The following is a 19,096-nucleotide window of genomic DNA, read 5'->3' on the forward strand; positions in this document are numbered from 1 at the left end:
CTTAGAGCATTTTCGGAAGAAAGTTGAATTGTCATAGTCTTTATGCCCGGTAGTGGTGCCATGATGTTGCTGGCTTTTGCCAGTCTTGTAGCTGTTGTCCTTCTCATTTTGCTGCAGTTAACAAGACTGGGCTATCTGATACGGAGTACGATTCCGGATCGGCCTCGCCGCCGTATGTTCATCGCCTCCTTCAGTTTTCTGGTCACATTTGTGGGCGTTCGACTGCTGGTGCACCGCATCGTCAACCACCAGGGTCACTTCGAGTGGGTGGTGGTGCGCGGCCATCACATTCACCATCTGGTCTGGGGCATTCTGATTCTGCTGCTGGTCGGCTACGGCTGGCTGATGGACCTGGGACGCTCGCACTCGCCCATGTCGATCTTCTTCAGCCGCATGATGTCGGTCGGCTATGGAATGGGCGCGGCGCTCACGCTCGATGAGTTCGCGCTGTGGCTCGATCTGGAGCCAAATGCCTACTGGTCAGACGAGGGCCGCCTGAGCATTGATGCCATTATTTTATTCGGCAGCCTGCTGGCAGTGGGCGCCGGGGGGGCGCCCTTCTTCCAGGCTGTGCAGCGGATGTGGGCCAAGCGCATTGTGGTACGCAATGGCCTGGGGCGGCTTAGCTCGCCGATCCGCCACGCGCGGTTGCCTCGTCCTCATAAACTGAAACGATCAGCTCCGCATAACGAGAATTAAGCACGCGGCGCTTGAGCTTCAGCGAAGGCGTCAACTCACCCGTCTCCTGCGTCCACTCATCGGCCACCACGCGGAAGCGTTTGAGGCTTTCGTAGTTGGCCAGAGTGGCGTTCACTTCCCGCACAATCTCGCCATACGCACCCAGCACCTGCGGGTTGGCCACCAGCTCTGCACGTGACTTGAAGCTGACGTTGTGACGCTTAGCCCAGTCTTCCAGCGCGGCAAAGTTGGGCGAAATAATCACCGACACAAACTTGTGCTTGTCGCCGATCAGCGCGGCCTGACCCACCAGGACATGCGCCTTCAGCTTGTTCTCAATAGGCTGCGGAGCCACCAGCTTGCCGCCGGAAGTCTTCAGCAGTTCCTTCTTGCGATCGGTAATAAACAGGAAGCCGTCCGCGTCCAGATGGCCGATGTCGCCGGTGTGGAACCAGCCCTCGGCATCGAAGGCCGCGCTCTCGCCGGTAGGCTGATGCCAGTAGCGTTTGAAAACCGACGGCCCCTTCACCAGCAGCTCGCCATCCTCGGCAATCAGCAGCTCAAGATTGGCCATCGGCAGACCAGCCGCGCCCATCTTGTGGCTGAGCGGCGAATTGATGGCAATCAAGGGCGAAGTCTCAGTCAGGCCGTAGCCCTCCCAAAGCGCGATGCCGGCCGAAGCAAACCACTGCGCGGTTTCCACGCCCAGCGGAGCGCCGCCCGAAACAAAGATGCGCACGCGGCCACCAAAGGCCTCACGCACCTTGCTGTACACCAGCTTGTTGGCCAACTGCCAGAAAAATGCCTTGGGCTTTTTTCCATCAAAGACCGTCTGCTCATGGCAGGCACCAGTGCGCAGCGCCCAGCCCAGCAGTTTCTGCTTGAAGCCGGAGCAGGAGGCACGGCGTTCCACTTCCTGGCGGATCTTTTCAAAGACGCGGGGCACACCCACAAAAACCGTGGGACGAACCTCCCGCATAGCCTGCGGCAGTTTGTCGAAGTGTGAGCAGTAGGCTACCTGCGCGCCACGCGCATACATGACGTAATCAAGCGCGCGGGCCGTGATGTGCGAGAGCGGCAGAAACGAGATGCAGGCATCGTTCTCGTCAATGTTGAAGTCGTTGGCCGCAATCGACTGGTTGGAGGCGATGTTGCCATGGCTGAGCGCCACGCCCTTCGGCTCGCCGGTGGTGCCCGAAGTGTAGATCAGGGTGCAGAGGTCGTCGGCTGTGACGGAAGCCGCCATGCGGTCGAACTCTGGATCGCGTTGGGCGCCGAGCTCGTCGGCCCCTTCCACCAGCGTGCTGAAGGCAATAGCTTCCTTGGCAGCCGGAGCGTCCATCATCACGATGCGTTCAAGCACCGTAAGATGACGTACCGAGTTCAGTTTGTCGAATTGCTGACGGCTGGAAACCAGTGCAATCTTCGTGCCGGCATCGGCCAGCAGAGCAGCAATCTGTTCCCCGGTCAGGGTCGGATAGATGGGAACGACAATGCCGCCAAAAGCCATGGTGGCAAAATCAGCAACCGCCCATTCCCAACGGTTTTCAGAGATGAGGGCAATGCGGTCGCCCTTTTGTGCGCCCCAACTCAAAAACGTGTTGGCGGCAGAACGAACGCGCTGGTAGAACTGGTCTGAGCTAATGGGAAGCCAGTTGCCAAACGGGTCCTGCCAGAGCACTGCGCGAGAGTTACCACGGGAAACCACACGCGCTAAAAGGTCATTCAGAGTATTGAAAGGTGCAATTTTAGTCATTTTTCTCGTTGGCTGTGAGGTTTGATCGCCATACGGCCAAAACGTGAGTGTAACAGCGCAGACCTGCCCAGAACTCATTTCACGGCGACAAATGCGGCAATCTTTCTACTTTTGGCCTTTTTCTGGCTTCCGCTGTCGCGTCCTGATGCATAGAAGGTGCCTGAGTCGCTTCCGAAGAAGAACTGAATTAAGGTTCAGAGCATGTGTCCCGCGAGGGATTTCACAAAAATTCATCTTCCGCGATAGGAATTGCCCCAGGATCCGATTGCATACTTATTCATCCATATGTATATTTATACATGCGCGGCTCTTTTGTAGAGTCCGCGCTTTCTACTTTCGCGCACTCTTTATGGAGTGCGTGACACGAAAAGATGGACGGGGCGATGAAATCCAGCCGGCAGGAAACAATCCGCGCAATTCTGGCCAGCACTGCGGTAGCCAGCCAGGACGAACTGCGGAAGAAGCTGCACAAACGCGGCTTTGAAGTTACCCAGGCCACGCTCTCGCGCGACATTCACGATCTGAAGCTGGTCAAGGGTTCGGGCGGCTATTCCCTGCCCCATCCACCGGCTCCGCCCGCAGCTAAAATTGAAGAAGACGACGATGCGCCGCTCTTGATCGATGAAGTGATTGACAGCTTCGGTCTGCGCGTTCGCCAGGCCATGAATCAGGTGGTGCTGCGCACCGTCATGGGTGGAGCGCAGCCGATTGCCGCATCGCTTGACCGCGCGGGCTGGCACGAGGTGGTGGGCACCATCGCCGGCGACGATACCGTGCTGATCATCTGCCCCGACATTCGCACTGCAACGGAAATCGAAACCCGCATAAGGACAATGCTCGAATCATGAAAGAGACTGTACAGACCGCGGTAGTAGGCGTCACTGGCTACGCAGGTGCGGAACTGGCGCGCCTGCTTCTGCATCATCCCCGGCTGAAGGGCAAGGCTCCGGTCTTTGCCGGACGCGTGGACGAAAAGGATGCGGCCCGTGGCGGCATTCCACTCGCTGAGATTCATCCCCAACTGGCCGACAGCAAGGGCCATGGCAAGCTGGCGCAGCAGCCTTTTAGCTGGGAACTGCTGGAAGACCTGGGCGTTGAAGTGCTCTTCATGGCCACGCCGCATGAGCAATCGCGGCAGTGGGCACCGGAAGCACTCAAACGCGGCATCAAGGTGATTGACCTGAGCGGCGCATGGCGCTTGGATGAGGCCGACAATCGCGCCGTCTACAAGTTTGAAGACGAAGGCTCCGATGTAGCCAATACCACGCAGGCGGAAGCCGTCTACGGTATGCCGGAACTGCACCGCAAGCAGATTGCGGGCGCACAGCTCATCGCCAACCCCGGCTGCTACGCCACCAGCGTGATTCTACCGCTGAAGCCTCTGGCTGCGGCCGGCGTGCTTGATGTGGAACACGGCATTGTGGCCGACGCCAAGAGCGGCGTAAGCGGCGCGGGCAAGGCTCCCTCGGCCAAGACGCATTACATGTACGCGGCCGACAATCTTTCCGCCTACGGCGTCTTCGGACATCGTCACATGGGTGAGTTACTCGAACAGATCGGCCTTGCAAACGAGCAGATCATCTTCACGCCGCATCTGCTGCCGATTCCGCGCGGCATTCTGTCCACGATCTACGTGCACTTCAAGGAAGTGCAGACGCGGGCCAGTGTGCTGAAGATCTATCGCGACTTTTTTGCTGCCAGCCCGATGGTGCGCCTCTATGAAAACGGCCTGCCGCAGATTCAGTACGTCGCGCGCAGCTGTTACTCCGACATCGGCTTCCAGCTGGACGCCACGGGCAAGCGCGCTATCATCGTCAGCTGCCTCGACAACCTGCTCAAGGGCGCGTCGTCCCAGGCCGTACAAAACTTGAACATCCTGATGGGATGGAACGAGGCGGAGGGTCTGGAATGAAGTACGTCGTAAAGTTGGGCGGAGCAGGCCTCGAAAATCCCACCATTCTGGATGGCTGCGTACGCGCCATTGCCGAGCTGGTCAAGGACGGCAATCAGGTGGCCGTAGTGCATGGCGGCGGTGTGCAACTGACCAAAACGCTGAAGGCTTTGGGCAAGCAGAGCGAGTTCATCAATGGCCTGCGCGTAACTGATGCAGAGACGCGCGATGCGGCCCTGATGGTGCTGGCCGGCAAGGTGAACAAGGGTCTGGTGGCTGCTCTCGGCTCGCTGGGTCAGCCCGCCATTGGCATGAGTGGTGGCGATGGATTGATCTTCCGCGCACGCAAGAAGAAGACCGATCCCGACCTTGGTTTTGTGGGTGAAATCGCATCGAGCGATCCGCGCTGGCTGGACGCCATCTGGCAGTTGAATGGCGTGCCGGTGCTCTCGTCAATGGCTCTCGGCTTTGACGGCGAATACTACAACGTAAACGCCGACGAAATGGCTGCCAGTTGCGCCATGGCCTGCCAGGCCGATGCACTCATCTTTTTGACCGACGTTCCGGGTGTGAGGGATGCAACCGGCACGGTGTTGCGCTGGCTGAGCATCGACCAGATTGCGGAAATGGCCAAGAGCGGCGTCATCAACGGCGGCATGTTGCCGAAGCTGAGCGCCTGCCGACAGGCTCTGCTCAACGGCGTCAAGCGCGTGCGCATTCTGCCGGCCAACGCGGCCAGCACGCTCCCCGACCTGTGCAGTTCCCGCGTGGCGCACGGCACTGAAGTGATGGTGGCTTAACGCATCTTCGGTTTTCCCTCTGCCCCGCGCAGACCAAACAGAAGATGCTTCAAGGAGAAGGAAATTGACTAAGCTGGATCAGATTCGGGCAGCCGAAGAGCGGCTGCTGCTTCACACCTACGACCGTAATCCCATCTTGTTTGTGAGCGGCGAAGGCGTGCATTTGGTGGACGAACAGGGCGACAAGTATCTTGATCTGCTCAGCGGCATCGCCGTCAACGCGCTGGGCTATGGCCATCCGGCCATCGTAGGCACCATTGAGCGACAGAGCAAGTCGCTGATCCATATCTCGAATCTCTTTCATCACGAAGGCGCCGCCGCACTGGCCGAGCGCCTCACCCGCCAGACCGGCATGGACCGCTGCTTTTTTGCAAACACCGGCACCGAAGCCTGGGAAGGCGCGCTGAAGCTGGCTCGCGCCCATGCAGGCCTGCTGCGCAGCGAAGGCAAGCAGATCGGCACCAAGTTCCTGGCCCTTGAACAGAGCTTCCACGGCCGCACCTTCGGCTCCATGGCAACCACCTACAAGGACAAGTATCGCGAGCCCTTCGCGCCCGTCATGCCCGGTGTGGAGTTTGTGCGCTTCAATGACATTGAAGATCTGCGCGCCAAGTTTTCGAACGAGGTCTGCGCGATTCTGGTGGAAGCCATACAGGGCGAAGGCGGCGTGCGTCCGCTCTCCGCTGAGTTCTTTGCTGAAGCCCGCAAGCTGGCCGATTCCACCGGCGCTCTGCTGATCGCCGATGAGATTCAGTGCGGCATGGGCCGCACCGGCAAGTGGTGCGGCTACCAGCACTTCGGCATTCAGCCCGACGTAACCACGCTGGCCAAGTCATTGGCCGGTGGCGTGCCCATGGGCGCGGTGCTCTGCAAGGAAGAAGTCGCGCGCGCCATCCACGCCGGTCAGCACGGAACCACCTTCGGCGGCGGACCTTTGGCCTGCGCCGTGGCCATTGCCGTAGTCGATGAGATCGAAAACAAGGGTCTGCTCGCCCATGCAACCAAGATCGGCGAGTACTTCAAGGCCGAACTGCGCAAGCTCGCGCAGAAGCACAAGATCATCGTGGATGTGCGCGGCGAAGGCCTGATTCTGGGCGCGGAGCTGAACTCTGCCGCGCTCGCCAAGCAGACCGTAGCTGAAATGCTCAAGCGCAAAATCGTCATCAACTGCACCAGCGAGACAGTGCTGCGCTTCCTGCCGCCCTACATTCTGGAGCAGGCACACGTCGACGAGGCCATCGCCGCGCTCGACGCCATCTTTACCGCATTTGAAGCCGCCGGCGCGGCACCCGCAGGAGGAAAGTAACGTGGCAACCATTTCCACACCGACCGTTCCGGTCCATCAGGACCCCGATATTCTGGCCGCCGCCAAGCGCATGGCCGGCGAAGATCTTTGTTCGATCGCTGATCTGAGCAGCGCCGAAGCACGCGCCCTCCTCAAGCTGGGCCACGACGTAAAGGTCAACCCGCGCGACTACCGCTATGCCCTCGACTCCAAGCAGATGGTGCTGATGTTCGAGAAAGCCAGCCTGCGCACCCGCCTCAGCTTTGAGACCGGCATCAATACCCTGGGCGGCAACGCCATCTTCGTCGATCAGACCCACTCGCCGCTCGGTGAGCGCGAGGCCATCGCCGACGTGGCCCATAATCTGGAGCGCTGGATCGACGTGATCGTGCTGCGCACCTACGCGCATGACACCATCACCGAGATGGCCAACAACGCCAGTGTGCCGGTCATCAACGCCCTCAGTGACTTCGAGCATCCCTGCCAGGCTCTGGCCGACTTCATGACGCTGGAAGAGCACTTCGGCGCGGTCAAGGGTCTCAACTTCACCTACGTGGGCGACGGCAACAACGTGGCCCACTCGCTGATGCTCACCGGCGCGCAGCTCGGCGCGAATGTGACCGTGGCCACGCCGCGCGGCTACTCGCCCGACATCGAGATCGTCACCCGCGCCCGCGAGATTGCCGAAGCTAACGGCTGCGAGATCCGCCTCACGCAGGACCCGCAGGCCGCTGCCGAAGGGTCGGATGCCATCTACACCGATGTCTGCGTAAGCATGGGCATGGAGCATGAATCCACCAAGCGCCAGCCCATCTTCCGCCCCTTCCAGGTGAACGAGGCGCTGATGGCCAAGGCCAAGCCGACCACGGTCTTCATGCACTGCCTGCCCGCACGTCGCAACGAGGAAGTCACCGACGCGGTGCTCGACGGACCGAACTCGATCATCTTCGACCAGGCCGAGAATCGCAAGCATGCGCAGAAGGCTCTGCTGCTGCTGCTGCTCGACGGCCTGAAGAACGTGGAAAAGTACAAGCTGTAAGCACAGAGAGCAAAGGGCAGAGAACAGAGATCAGGGGTTTTCATCACTGGCCTTTCTTCCCTACCCTCTGCTCCCTGCATACTGTTCTCTGTTCTCTGTTCTCTGTTCTCTGTTCTCTGTTCTCTGAAAGGTTCCCAGCATGTCCGTAATTCTTGAATCCCTGCCCGTCGGCCAGAAGGTCGGCATCGCTTTTTCTGGCGGACTCGACACCTCCGCCGCACTGCACTGGATGAAGCAGAAGGGCGCGCTGCCTTACGCCTACACGGCCAACCTCGGCCAGCCCGACGAGACCGACTACGACGAGATTCCGCGCAAGGCCATGGAGTACGGCGCGGAGAAAGCTCGCCTGATCGACTGCCGCGCCCAACTGGTGCGCGAAGGCATTGCCGCGCTGCAGGCCGGCGCCTTCCACATCACCACGGCTGGCATTGCCTACTTCAACACCACGCCCATTGGCCGCGCCGTCACCGGCACCATGCTGGTGGCTGCCATGAAGGAAGACAACGTCAACATCTGGGGCGACGGCTCGACCTTCAAGGGCAACGACATTGAGCGCTTCTATCGCTACGGTCTGCTGGCCAATCCTGATCTGAAGATCTACAAGCCCTGGCTCGACGCGGCATTCATTGACGAGCTCGGTGGCCGCGCTGAAATGTCTGCCTTCATGCAGCAGGCCGGCTTTGCTTACAAGATGTCTTCCGAGAAGGCCTACTCCACCGACTCGAATCTGCTGGGCGCAACGCACGAAGCCAAGGACCTGGAGTTCCTCTCTTCCTCCATCAAGATCGTCGCTCCCATCATGGGCGTGGCCTTCTGGCGCGACGATGTTGCCATCAAGGCGGAAGAGATTACCATCCGCTTTGAAGAGGGCTTCCCGGTCGCGCTCAACGGTCAGGAATTTTCTGATCCGGTCGAGCTGCTGCTCGAAGCCAATCGCATCGGTGGCCGTCACGGTCTGGGCATGAGCGATCAGATCGAGAACCGCATCATCGAGGCCAAGAGCCGCGGCATCTACGAGGCTCCCGGTCTGGCCCTGCTCTACATCGCCTATGAGCGTCTGATCACTGGCATTCACAACGAAGACACCATCGAGCAGTACCGCGAAAATGGCCGCAAGCTGGGCCGTCTGCTCTATCAGGGCCGCTGGTTCGATTCGCAGGCTATCATGCTACGCGAGTCGGCGCAGCGCTGGGTGGCGCGTGCCGTCACGGGAGAAGTTACGGTGGAACTGCGCCGTGGCAACGACTACTCGATCCTGAACACCGTGTCGCCGAATCTGACCTTCCATCCCGAGCGCCTGAGCATGGAGAAGACCGAATCCACCTTCAGCCCGCGCGACCGCATCGGCCAGCTCACCATGCGCAATCTCGACATTACCGACACGCGCGACAAGCTGCTGACCTATGCCAAGAGTGGCCTGCTCAGCCTGAGCACCGGCAGCGAAATGCCCCTGCTGGCTGGCACCAAGGAGAAGGAATAGCATGGCCAACGAACAACAGCACGTCAAGATGTGGTCGGGCCGCTTCCGTGAACCGCTCGACAGTGAGTTCGAACAGTGGCAGCGCTCCATCGTCTTTGATTGGCGGCTTCTTCCTCAGGAAGTAGCTGCCAGCAAGGCGCATGCTTCAGCCCTGTGCGCTGCAGGAATCCTGTCCAAAAGTGAAGGAACCGAAATCCGCGCGGCGCTCGACGCCATCGCCGCAGACTTCGTCACCAACGCAGGAAAAGCTGCCGTGCGCGAGCATCCCGACGCCGAAGACATCCACCACTTCGTGGAGCTGAAGCTGGTGGAGCGCGTGGGCTCGCTCGGCCGCAAGCTGCACACCGGTCGCAGCCGCAATGAGCAGATCGCCACCGACCTGCGCCTGTTTGTGCGCGAGCAGATTGCAGAATCCATCGATGGTCTGCTTACCTGGGCCGAAGCGCTGCTGCAGAAGGCCAACGCCGCAGGCGAGGCCGTCATGCCCAGCTATACGCATCTGCAGCGCGCCGAGCCTGTGCTGATTGCCCACTGGCTGCAAGCATATGTAGAGATGGCGCTGCGCGATGCGGCGCGTCTGGCCGACTGCGCCAAGCGTTTGAACTACTGCCCACTGGGCTCCGGCGCGATTGCCGGCGCAACGCTCAAGCTTGATCGCTCGATTGCCGCGCGGGAACTGGGTTTTACGGCTCCCACGGCCAACTCGATGGACGCCACCAGCGACCGCGACTTCGTGCTCGATTTTTTGCAGGCGCTCACCTTTGTGGGCCTGCATCTGAGCCGCTTTGCCGAAGAGATCACGCTGCATGCCACCGCCGAGTTCGGCTTTGTACAACTGCCCGAGGCCTTCTCCACCGGCTCCAGCGCCATGCCGCAGAAGAAGAACCCCGATTTGACCGAGCTTCTGCGCGCCAAAGTTGGCCGCCTCAATGGTGCGGCCCAGACCGTGGCCATGCAGCTCAAGGGCCTGCCGCTGGCCTACAACAAGGACATGCAGGAGACGCAGGAGCCTGCCTTTTCCGCCAGCTTTGTTCCGCAGATGCTGCGCCTGGTTGCCCGCTTCACCACCGCGCTTGAGTTCAATCACGAGCGCATGCAACAGGCCGCCGAAACGGGCTATCTGAATGCCATGGCTGCGGCAACGTATCTTGTGTACAAGGGCGTGCCCTTCCGCACCGCACATGAGAAGATCGGCAATGCCGTGCGTTATGCGCTGGAAAAGGGCGTCGAGCTGGGCCAACTTTCGCTCGACGAGCTGCGCTCCTTCGGCGAGGAGTTTGGTGAGGACTTCTACCAGGCTGCTACGCTTGCAGAAACGCTCGACTGCCACGATGTGGTCGGCGGCACGGCGCGCGAGCGCGTGCGGCAGGCTCTGGTAGAGGCGACTCAGCGCGTGGCTGCCCTGCGCGAGGGCTCATCCAAAATTGCAGGGGGGACCGCACATGCAGGTGCGTAAGGCGCTGCTACAAGACGCGTCCAACGTTTACGATCTGGTGAATTCGCTCTCCGGCGACGGCACGCTGCTCAAGCGCGCCTTCGCCGAGATCTGCGAGAACATCCGCGACTTCACCGTGGCCGAGTCCGACGCGCACGTCTTTCTGGGCTGCGGCGCTCTGCACTTCTACGGCCCACATCTGTGCGAAGTACGCTCCATCGTCGTCAAGCCCGAGGCCAAGGGCAAGGGCGCGGGCGGCCACATTCTGCGCTCCCTACTGGAAGAAGCGGAAGAACACGGCATTCACTCCGTCTGCCTGTTCACGCGCATTCCCGACTTCTTCTTCAAGTACGGCTTCCGCACCGTGGAAGACAAGGCCGACCTGCCCGACAAGATCTTCAAAGACTGCCAGAACTGCCCACGCCTGCACCGTTGCGACGAAGTATCGATGGTGCGTGGCCGCATTCCCCGCGTCTCCATCCTCGGCCCACGTAGCGAAGCCGCGGAGTTGGTCCATCTGACTGCGAATTAGTTTTTCTGCCTTCCTACAGAAAATGGCTGAGCGCATGTGCTCCGCCATTTTTCTTTGCATCAGAACCAACTCTCCGCTCAATCACGCAAAGCCATTGGCCCCACCGCAGGTGGCGCAGGCGGCCTGCCCATAACTCAAGCCGCCGTCACCGGGACTGGTTTTGCGATGCGTGAGCACGGTAAAGCCTTCGGCCTCCAGCCCCATGCGCAGCAATGCGGCAAAGCGGCGATTGTGCAGGCAACCGCCACTGAGCGCCACAGTTCTGATCGCGCTCTTTTCCCGCGCCAGAACTGCGGCACGAACAAATCCCAAGGCCAACCCCGCATGAAAGCGAGCGGCAATGCCAGACTTGGCCACGCCCGCGCGCAGATCGTTAACGAGCGCATGCCAGAGCGGCTTGGCATCAAGAATCACTTCATCTGCATTCTGTGTAATCGCCAGTTCGTAGCCAGAATCAAAGCTCCGTGGCTCATCAACGGCCATGCCCTCCCACTCGATGGCAGCCTGCGCCTCGTAGTCCACCACTCTGCGACCCAGCACCACGGCTGCCGCCGCATCGAAGAGCCTGCCGCAGCTTGACGTGAGCGGCGCATTCAGACCACGCACAATCATGCGAGCAACCACGCGAGCTTCCTGCTCGCTGGCTCCCACTAGCGAAAAAATCTCCGGCGCTTCGATGTTGAACCCGGCCGAAGCCAGCGCACCCAGCGCCATGCGCCACGGTTCGCGAATCGCCTTTTCGCCTCCGGGCAGCGGCACGTAGTTCAAGTGGGCGAAACGCTGAAAATGACCGAACTCTGCGATCAAAACTTCCCCGCCCCAGATCTTTCCATCGGTGCCGTAGCCTGTGCCATCGAGCGCCAGGCCAATCACCGGCTCCGTCACGCCGTTCTCCGCCATGCAGGCCGCCATATGCGCATGATGGTGCTGCACTGCTAACAGCGGCAGGTTATGCTCAGCGGCAAATTCCCGTGCCCATTGTGTAGAAAGATAGCCCGGATGCAGATCGTGTACGACCATCGTGGGTTCAATTTCGAAGGTGCGCATCATATGCTCCAGCGCCTCGCGAAAGAACTCCATCCCTGTAAGATTTTCCAGGTCGCCCAGATGCTGGCTCTGGTAAGCAAAACGGCCACGGGCCAACACAAAAACGCTCTTCAAGTGGCCACCCACAGCCAGCAGCGGCGGCGCTTCCATCGGGAGATTGATAGACTGTGGCACATAACCGCGCGCACGACGGATGATCTGCGGCGCGCCATCCACCAGCGCCGCAACCGAATCGTCGCAACGCTGCAGAATCTCGCGATTGTGCAGCAGAAAACCATCGGCAATCGCGGCCAGCCGCTGCAGTGCTTCATCATTATCGATGCAGATCGGCTCTTCGCTCAGGTTGGCGCTGGTCATCACCAGGGCCTGCACACGCTCATCGGCAAAAAGCAGATGCTGCAGCGGCGCATAGGGCAGAAAGACACCCAGCCACGGCAGGCCCGGCGCTACCGATGGGGCAAGCGCCGTGCCCTGCCGCAAGCGGGACAACACAATGGGCCGGGCAGGCGTCAGCAACAGCTTTTCTTCTTCCGCGCTCAGCCGGCACAACGCCCGCGCCGCATCCAGATCGCGCACCATCACGGCCAGCGGCTTGCCGTAGCGGTGCTTGCGCTGCCGCAGCCGCTCGACGGCCTCTTCGTTGGTCGCATCCACCGATAGATGAAAGCCGCCAATACCCTTCAGCACCATCACGTCGCCCGCCAGCAGCCGTTCAATCGTCTGCTGCACCGGGTCTTCAGCGGCCAGCGATTCCCCTTGCGCATTCGTCAGCCACACATGCGGACCACAGACGGCGCAAGCGTTGGGCTGGGCATGAAAGCGGCGGTTGAGCGGGTCATCGTACTCACGCTGGCACGCCGGGCACATGGGAAAAACGGCCATCGAGGTCTGCGGACGGTCGTAGGGAATGCGGCGAGTGATGGTAAAGCGCGGTCCACAGTTAGTGCAATTCAAAAACGGATAGCGATAGCGACGATCCGCGGGGTCAAGCAGCTCACGCAGGCAGTCGGGGCAGGTAGCAGCATCGGCGGGAATGCCAGTGGCCACTCGACCATGCACTTCACTCGAAACAATGCGGAACGCCGTCTCTCCTTTTGCGGGAATCGGACGTACAGCCACGGCATCGATGCGAGCCAGCGGAGGCGTTTCCAAACGCAAGCGGGCCAGAAAACGTTGAATTTGTGCCGACTCGCCTTCCACTTCAATGGTTACGCCGTCCGTATCGTTGCCAATGAAGCCAGCCAGCTGTTCTTCCCTGGCCAGACGGAAGACAAAGGGGCGAAATCCCACGCCCTGCACTATGCCCTGCACCAGTACTTCATAACGCTCTTGCCGCTTAAGGGCTCGATTTTTAAGGGTTTCGCTCACCAGTTCGGCCTCGGTTCAGGAGAACAGCATAGCGTACGAGGCGGGATTCGAGGGAGTGGCCGTAAGGCTTCTGCTGTTTCCCACTGTTTCATGAAAGAAAAACTTGAAGGTTTGCATGAATTATGTTTTGATTTTTCGCACGGTGATGGTCGTCACATTTACACGTTCAGCCGCTTGAAAATATCAGCTGGTGAGACGGAATCAGGCAGCGTCTCATATTCGTGACACCTATCACCGAGCAGCGTATCGCATTGCGAGTACAAGTTTGGTGCCGACCAAAGTTAGCAAAGAATGCGCTGAAAATCGCGCAGGCCGGTACATACAGGAGGAAGCACCGTGCCAGCCTATACGCCTCCACCGCTGCCGAGTGACGATAAACGTTGGAAGATCGTCAATGGCACCATGCGCAAGAACGGCTACGCCCGTCATGCGTTGATCGAAACCCTGCACACCGTACAAACGTCGTTTGGCTATCTGGACGATGATGCCATCCGTTTTGTTGCGCTCTCCTTACGGGTTCCCTTAAGCCAGGCCTATGGAGTCGTGACCTTTTACCACTACTTCAGCCTCAAGCCGCCCGGCAAACACACCATGACAATCTGCACCGGAACGGCATGCTTCATCAAGGGCACCGACAAGCTGCTGGCCGCAGCTGAAAAGCATCTGGGCATTCCTCAGGGACAAACCACTCAGGACGGACAGATCAGTCTGGCTGCCGCCCGCTGTGTGGGTGCCTGCGGCCGTGCGCCGGTAGTGCTGACCGATGGCGAACTGGTGGGTCAGATGACCAGCGAGCAGATGATCGCGCAACTGGAAAGGTGGGCAGTTGAATGACAATCGAGGAACTGGATCAGATCGCGGAATCTACCCGCGCTGAATATGCCAAGTTCGATCACGAGATCAACATCTGTATGGGCACCGGCTGTCTGAGCCAACACTCCGACAAGCTGAAGGATGCTCTTGCCAAACAGGTTGAAACCCTGGGCAAGAACGTCTTTGTGCGCCGCACCGGATGTATGGGGCTTTGCGCCGCCGGCCCCCTGGTCCTGATCGATCCTGAAGAAACCCTCTACCAGCATGCGCACGAAGAGCATGCCGAAGCCATCGTCAAGAGCCTGGGTGGCCAGCCGGTCAAGGATCTGCAGTGCGAACTGCGTGAGCACTTTGACCAGCAGGTACATGTGGTGCTGGAAAACTCGGGCAAGGTCGATCCCGAAAAGATTGACGACTACATTGCACGCGACGGCTATCGCGCCCTGCTGGCCGCACTCAGTGACATGACGCCCACCGGTGTCATCCGCCAGATCAAGGAAAGCGGCCTGCGCGGCCGTGGCGGCGGCGGCTATCCCACCGGTCTGAAGTGGGACACCGTATCCAAAGCCGTCGGCGATCTGAAGTACGTGATCTGCAACGGCGACGAAGGCGATCCGGGCGCGTTCATGGATCGCAGCGTACTCGAAAGCGATCCGCAGCGCGTGATTGAAGGCATGGCCATCGCGGCCTATGCCGTGGGCGCAAGCAAGGGCTACATCTACGTGCGCGCCGAGTATCCGCTGGCGGTCAACCGTCTGCAGGCAGCCTTGCGCGACGCACGCCGCCGAGGCTTGCTCGGCAACAACATCGGCAACACGCCCTTCAGCTTCGATGTGGAGATCCGTCTGGGCGCGGGCGCATTCGTCTGCGGCGAAGAGACAGCTCTGATCGCATCCATCGAAGGCAAGCGCGGCATGCCCAAGTCGCGTCCTCCCTACCCGGCCGTAAGCGGCCTGTGGGGCAAGCCCACGCTCATCAACAACGTGGAAACCTTCGCCAACATCGCACCCATCATCCGCAAAGGTGGCAAGTGGTTTGCCGGCATGGGATCGGAACGCAGCAAGGGCACCAAGGTCTTCGCACTCACCGGCAAAATCAGCAACACCGGTCTGGTGGAAGTGCCGATGGGCATTACGCTGCGCGAGATCATCTACAGCATTGGTGGCGGCGTGCCCGACGGCCGCAGCTTCAAGGCCGTGCAAACCGGCGGACCCTCCGGCGGCTGCCTGCCAGAGTCGATGCTGGACATCAGCGTCAGCTACGACGGATTGATCAAGGTTGGAGCCATGATGGGCTCCGGCGGCATGATCGTCATGGACGACACCTCGTGCATGGTGAATGTTGCCAAGTTCTTCATCGAGTTCTGCATGACCGAGTCCTGCGGCAAATGCATTCCCTGCCGCGCGGGCACGGCCCAGATGCACGGCCTGCTGAGTAAAATCTGCACGGGCGTGGGCACCATGGAAGATCTGGCCATGCTGGAAGAACTCTGCGACACGGTGAAGAATGCCAGCCTCTGTGGCCTGGGCCAAACCGCGCCCAACCCGGTGCTGAGCACGCTGCGCTACTTCCGCAACGAGTACATCGATCACATCCAGCACAAAAAATGCACGGCCGGCGCCTGCGCCATGAAGGCCGCGGAAGAAGAGGTGGTCGCATGAGCGATACCGCTGAAGTCAAAACGCTGATCATCGACGAGCACGAAGTCAGCGCCCGTCGCGGCCAGACCATCCTCGAAGTAGCGCGGGAAAACGACATTCACATTCCCACGCTCTGCCATCTGGACGGCCTGGGCGATGTGGGTGCCTGCCGTCTCTGTCTGGTGGAGATCAAGGGCAGCAACAAGCTGTTGCCCGCCTGCGTGGCCACCATCTTCGAAGGCATGGAAGTAACCACCAAAAGCGAACGTCTGCAGCGCTATCGCCACAACATCGTCGAACTGCTGTTTGCCGAGCGCAATCACGTCTGCTCGGTCTGCGTGGCCAACGGCAACTGCGAGTTGCAGTCGCTCTCGCAAGAGGTCGGCTTGACGCACGTCCGCCTGCCCTATCGCAACCCCGACCTGCATGTGGACGCATCGCATGAGCGCTTCACCATCGACCACAATCGCTGCGTACTGTGCACGCGTTGCGTGCGGGTTTGTAGTGAGGTTGAAGGGGCGCACATCTGGGATCTGATGGGACGCGGCGAAACCTGCACCGTCATCACCGATCTAAACGAAGAATGGGGCGCATCGGCCTGCACCAAGTGCGGCAAATGCGTACAGGTGTGCCCGACCGGCGCATTGTTCGACAAGAGCAAGGTGGGCGTCGATCATCCCAAGAATCCTGACTTCCTGCCCTACCTGAATCTGATGAGGGAAGCGCAATGAGCAAACTGAAACTTGCTACTGTATGGCTGGATGGCTGCTCGGGCTGTCACATGTCGTTCCTCGATATGGATGAACGCCTGCTGGCTCTGGCCGAACTCGTCGACCTGGTCTATAGCCCCATCGTCGACACCAAGGTCTTCCCGGACGATGTCGACATCGCACTCGTTGAAGGTGCCGTGGCTTCGGAGGACGACGAGAAGAAGATCAAGAAGGTCCGTGCCCACTGCAAGGTGCTGGTGGCCATGGGCGATTGCGCGGTCACCGGCAACGTTCCGGCCATGCGCAACCCCATCGGTCCTCAGGCCGTGCTGGACCGGGCCTATATCGAGAATGCCAGCGCTCAGCAGCAGATTCCCTGCGTGGTTGTGCCCAAACTTCTCAAGGTGGTGCGTCCCCTGCACGAGTATGTGAAGGTGGACGTTTTCCTGCCCGGATGTCCGCCCTCGGCTGACACCTTTCACACAGCGTTGACCGCGCTGGTAACCGGTGGACCGCTGGACATTCCAGCGCTCACACGCTTTGGAGCCTGAGCCATGAGTCAGACGATTACGATCGATCCAGTTACAAGACTTGAGGGCCACGGCAAGATCACCATTCAGATGAATGATCAGGGCGAGGTGGCCAACGCACACTTCCACGTCACTCAGGTGCGTGGCTTTGAACGCTTCAGCGAGGGTCGTCCGTTCTACGAAATGCCTGCCCTGATGGCGCGCATCTGCGGTATCTGCCCGGTCAGTCATCTGATTGCCTCGGCCAAGGCCTGCGAAGCCATCATGAGCGTGCGCATTCCGCACACCGCCTCACAACTGCGCAGCATGTTGAACCTGGCGCAGATGGTGCAGTCGCACGCCCTCAGCTTCTTCTATCTCTCCTCGCCCGATCTGCTACTGGGCATGGAGTCGGACCCGAAGCTGCGCCACATCTTTGGTGTGGTGGCGGCCAAACCTGAACTGGGCCGCGCTGGCGTTGCCCTGCGCCGCTTCGGGCAGCACATTATCGAGTTGCTCGGCGACAAACGCATTCATCCCGGCTGGGTCATTCCCGGCGGCGTCACCGAGCCTTTAGCGCCCGCCAAGCGCGACGAGATTCTCTCGATGATTCCCGAGGCCTACAACAACATCCGCCTCAGCCTCAAAGCCTACAAGCAGATTGCCGACAGCTTTGCGAATGAGATCGAGATCTTTGCCAACTTCCCGTCGGCTTACATGGGCTTGGTCAACGAAGACGACTCCATCGAGTTCACCAATGGATCGCTGCGACTGATCGACGCCCAGGGCGGCATCATCGAAGACAGCATGAACGCCACCCGCTTCACCGAGGCCATTGGCGAAGCCGTCGAGCCCTACAGCTACACCAAATTCGCCTACTACAAGCCGCTCGGCTACCCCGAGGGCAGTTACCGTGTGGGCCCTCTGGCACGCCTGAACATTGCCACGTCCATGGGCACCGCGCTGGCCGACAAGGAACTGGCCGAGTTCAAGCAACTGGCCCGCGGCCCGGTGCAGAGCTCCTTCCACTACCACTACGCACGCCTGATCGAAGTGCTCCACGGCATCGAAAAGATCGAGCAGATTCTTGCCGAACCCACGATTCTGGACAAGCACGTACGCGCCCAGGCTGGCGTGAACCGTCTGGAGGGCGCAGGACAGGCCGAAGCACCGCGCGGCACCCTGCACCACCACTACACGGTCGATGAAAATGGCAAGATCACCTGGGCCAACCTGGTGATTGCCACCGGACAGAACAACTACGCCATGAACCAGGGCGTATTGCAAGCTGCCCGCGCATATGTGAAGGACGGCAAGTTCACCGATGGCGCGCTGAACCGCATCGAAGCCGTCATCCGCACCTTCGACCCCTGCCTGAGCTGCTCCACACACGCCTTCGGCCAGATGCCGCTGGCCGTCACCCTGCTGGCCGCCGATGGCAGCATGAGCGACCAGGTAATCCGCTAACCTTCAACCACCAAACTGGGTGCCCCAGGTCTCACTTCTGAGACCTGGGAGCACTTAAACTTCCTTCCAATGACCCTCGCACGCACACCAGAATCCTCGATCGCCACGCACTGCCTCGTCCTGGCCTGCGGCAACACGCTGCGCTCCGACGATGGAGTGGGCCCATGGCTGGCCGCATGGCTGGAAGCACACTTCGCCAACCGCCAAAACCTGCGCATCCTTTGCAGGCAGCAGTGGACGCCGGAAGTGGCCGAGGATCTTGCCCGCTCCCGCACCGCACTCTTCCTCGACTGTTCCATTTCCGCCGCACCCGGCGAACTTCGCCTGCAGACGGTTGAGCCCGCCGCCGGGCAAGTCGTCCCGGGCACGCATCACATGGGCGCGGCAGAGCTGCTGGCGCTCAGCCTTGATCTCTACAATTCCCAGCCTCAGCGTTCGCTTCTGCTGACCATTGGCGCAGGCTCGCTGGAGCTGGGCGAGGCCTTCAGCCCGGAAATGACCACTGCCCTACCCGCGGCGCAAAGATGGCTTGTAGAGGCCGTAGAGACGCTTTTAAAGTAGCTTCCCTGAAAAGCCACCTTGCACGATCTACAAAGGGCTACACCTATTGGAGAACCGATCTAAAAGGCGCATTGTGTATTTAGCC

General features: G+C 60.2%; 17 protein-coding genes. 15 read left to right on the top strand and 2 right to left on the bottom strand.

Going from position 1 to position 19,096, the window contains the following annotated elements; genetic code table 11:
* Positions 1–42: 42 nt before the first annotated feature.
* Complete coding sequence (locus tag ACOBR2_RS12480; RefSeq protein ID WP_420236440.1) at positions 43–699, top strand: hypothetical protein; 657 nt, start codon at positions 43–45, stop codon at positions 697–699.
* On the opposite strand, the gene ACOBR2_RS12485 is transcribed toward ACOBR2_RS12480, so the two are convergent.
* Positions 623–2,434, bottom strand: coding sequence for an AMP-dependent synthetase/ligase (locus ACOBR2_RS12485; RefSeq protein ID WP_420236441.1), 1,812 nt, complete (start codon positions 2,432–2,434; stop codon positions 623–625). The genes ACOBR2_RS12480 and ACOBR2_RS12485 overlap by 77 nt on opposite strands.
* A 383-nt stretch (positions 2,435–2,817) precedes the next feature.
* Here ACOBR2_RS12485 and ACOBR2_RS12490 point away from each other — a divergent pair, with 383 nt between their 5' ends.
* The 8 genes from ACOBR2_RS12490 (at position 2,818) to ACOBR2_RS12525 (ending at position 10,896) form a co-directional block, all read left to right on the top strand.
* Complete coding sequence (locus ACOBR2_RS12490) at positions 2,818–3,282, top strand: arginine repressor (RefSeq protein WP_420236442.1); 465 nt, start codon at positions 2,818–2,820, stop codon at positions 3,280–3,282.
* Complete coding sequence (argC, locus tag ACOBR2_RS12495) at positions 3,279–4,346, top strand: N-acetyl-gamma-glutamyl-phosphate reductase (protein WP_420236443.1); 1,068 nt, start codon at positions 3,279–3,281, stop codon at positions 4,344–4,346. The genes ACOBR2_RS12490 and argC overlap by 4 nt, the downstream gene beginning before the upstream one ends.
* Complete coding sequence (gene argB / locus ACOBR2_RS12500) at positions 4,343–5,125, top strand: acetylglutamate kinase (RefSeq protein ID WP_420236444.1); 783 nt, start codon at positions 4,343–4,345, stop codon at positions 5,123–5,125. Before argC ends, argB begins: the two co-directional genes overlap by 4 nt.
* A gap of 64 nt (positions 5,126–5,189) precedes the next feature.
* Complete coding sequence (locus ACOBR2_RS12505) at positions 5,190–6,431, top strand: aspartate aminotransferase family protein (protein WP_420236445.1); 1,242 nt, start codon at positions 5,190–5,192, stop codon at positions 6,429–6,431.
* Between the two features lie 70 nt (positions 6,432–6,501).
* Positions 6,502–7,449: an ornithine carbamoyltransferase gene (argF, locus tag ACOBR2_RS12510; protein ID WP_420240012.1), complete on the top strand. Its 948-nt coding sequence runs from the start codon at positions 6,502–6,504 to the stop codon at positions 7,447–7,449.
* A 139-nt stretch (positions 7,450–7,588) separates the two neighbouring features.
* The gene (gene argG / locus ACOBR2_RS12515) at positions 7,589–8,929 is read left to right on the top strand and encodes an argininosuccinate synthase (RefSeq protein ID WP_420236446.1); all 1,341 of its coding nucleotides are present in this window, start codon (positions 7,589–7,591) and stop codon (positions 8,927–8,929) included.
* A gap of 1 nt (position 8,930) precedes the next feature.
* Positions 8,931–10,385: an argininosuccinate lyase gene (argH, locus tag ACOBR2_RS12520; RefSeq protein ID WP_420236447.1), complete on the top strand. Its 1,455-nt coding sequence runs from the start codon at positions 8,931–8,933 to the stop codon at positions 10,383–10,385.
* Entirely contained in the window at positions 10,372–10,896 is a 525-nt protein-coding gene (locus ACOBR2_RS12525) for a GNAT family N-acetyltransferase (RefSeq protein ID WP_420236448.1), read from the top strand. Before argH ends, ACOBR2_RS12525 begins: the two co-directional genes overlap by 14 nt.
* Before the next feature lie 81 nt (positions 10,897–10,977).
* Here the strand turns inward: ACOBR2_RS12525 and hypF are convergent, their stop codons facing one another.
* Positions 10,978–13,311, bottom strand: coding sequence for a carbamoyltransferase HypF (hypF, locus tag ACOBR2_RS12530; RefSeq protein WP_420236449.1), 2,334 nt, complete (start codon positions 13,309–13,311; stop codon positions 10,978–10,980).
* Positions 13,312–13,647: 336 nt separating this feature from the next.
* On the opposite strand from hypF, the gene ACOBR2_RS12535 reads away from it, so the two are divergent.
* The 6 genes from ACOBR2_RS12535 to ACOBR2_RS12560 all read left to right on the top strand — a co-directional run bounded on the left by ACOBR2_RS12535 (position 13,648) and on the right by ACOBR2_RS12560 (position 19,011).
* On the top strand, positions 13,648–14,145 hold the full coding sequence (locus tag ACOBR2_RS12535; protein WP_420236450.1) for an NAD(P)H-dependent oxidoreductase subunit E: 498 nt from the start codon (positions 13,648–13,650) through the stop codon (positions 14,143–14,145).
* Positions 14,142–15,785 carry an NADH-ubiquinone oxidoreductase-F iron-sulfur binding region domain-containing protein gene (locus ACOBR2_RS12540; protein WP_420236451.1) on the top strand — a complete coding sequence of 548 codons (1,644 nt, stop codon included), beginning with the start codon at positions 14,142–14,144 and terminating at the stop codon, positions 15,783–15,785. The genes ACOBR2_RS12535 and ACOBR2_RS12540 overlap by 4 nt, the downstream gene beginning before the upstream one ends.
* On the top strand, positions 15,782–16,495 hold the full coding sequence (hoxU, locus tag ACOBR2_RS12545) for a bidirectional hydrogenase complex protein HoxU (RefSeq protein WP_420236452.1): 714 nt from the start codon (positions 15,782–15,784) through the stop codon (positions 16,493–16,495). Before ACOBR2_RS12540 ends, hoxU begins: the two co-directional genes overlap by 4 nt.
* The gene (locus ACOBR2_RS12550) at positions 16,492–17,025 is read left to right on the top strand and encodes an oxidoreductase (protein WP_420236453.1); all 534 of its coding nucleotides are present in this window, start codon (positions 16,492–16,494) and stop codon (positions 17,023–17,025) included. The genes hoxU and ACOBR2_RS12550 overlap by 4 nt, the downstream gene beginning before the upstream one ends.
* Positions 17,026–17,028: 3 nt before the next feature.
* Positions 17,029–18,450, top strand: coding sequence for a Ni/Fe hydrogenase subunit alpha (locus ACOBR2_RS12555; protein ID WP_420236454.1), 1,422 nt, complete (start codon positions 17,029–17,031; stop codon positions 18,448–18,450).
* A 69-nt stretch (positions 18,451–18,519) separates the two neighbouring features.
* Entirely contained in the window at positions 18,520–19,011 is a 492-nt protein-coding gene (locus ACOBR2_RS12560; protein WP_420236455.1) for a hydrogenase maturation protease, read from the top strand.
* Positions 19,012–19,096: the final 85 nt, after the last annotated feature.

The sequence above is a fragment of the Telmatobacter bradus genome (assembly GCF_048629425.1).
Taxonomy (GTDB): domain Bacteria; phylum Acidobacteriota; class Terriglobia; order Terriglobales; family Acidobacteriaceae; genus Telmatobacter; species Telmatobacter bradus.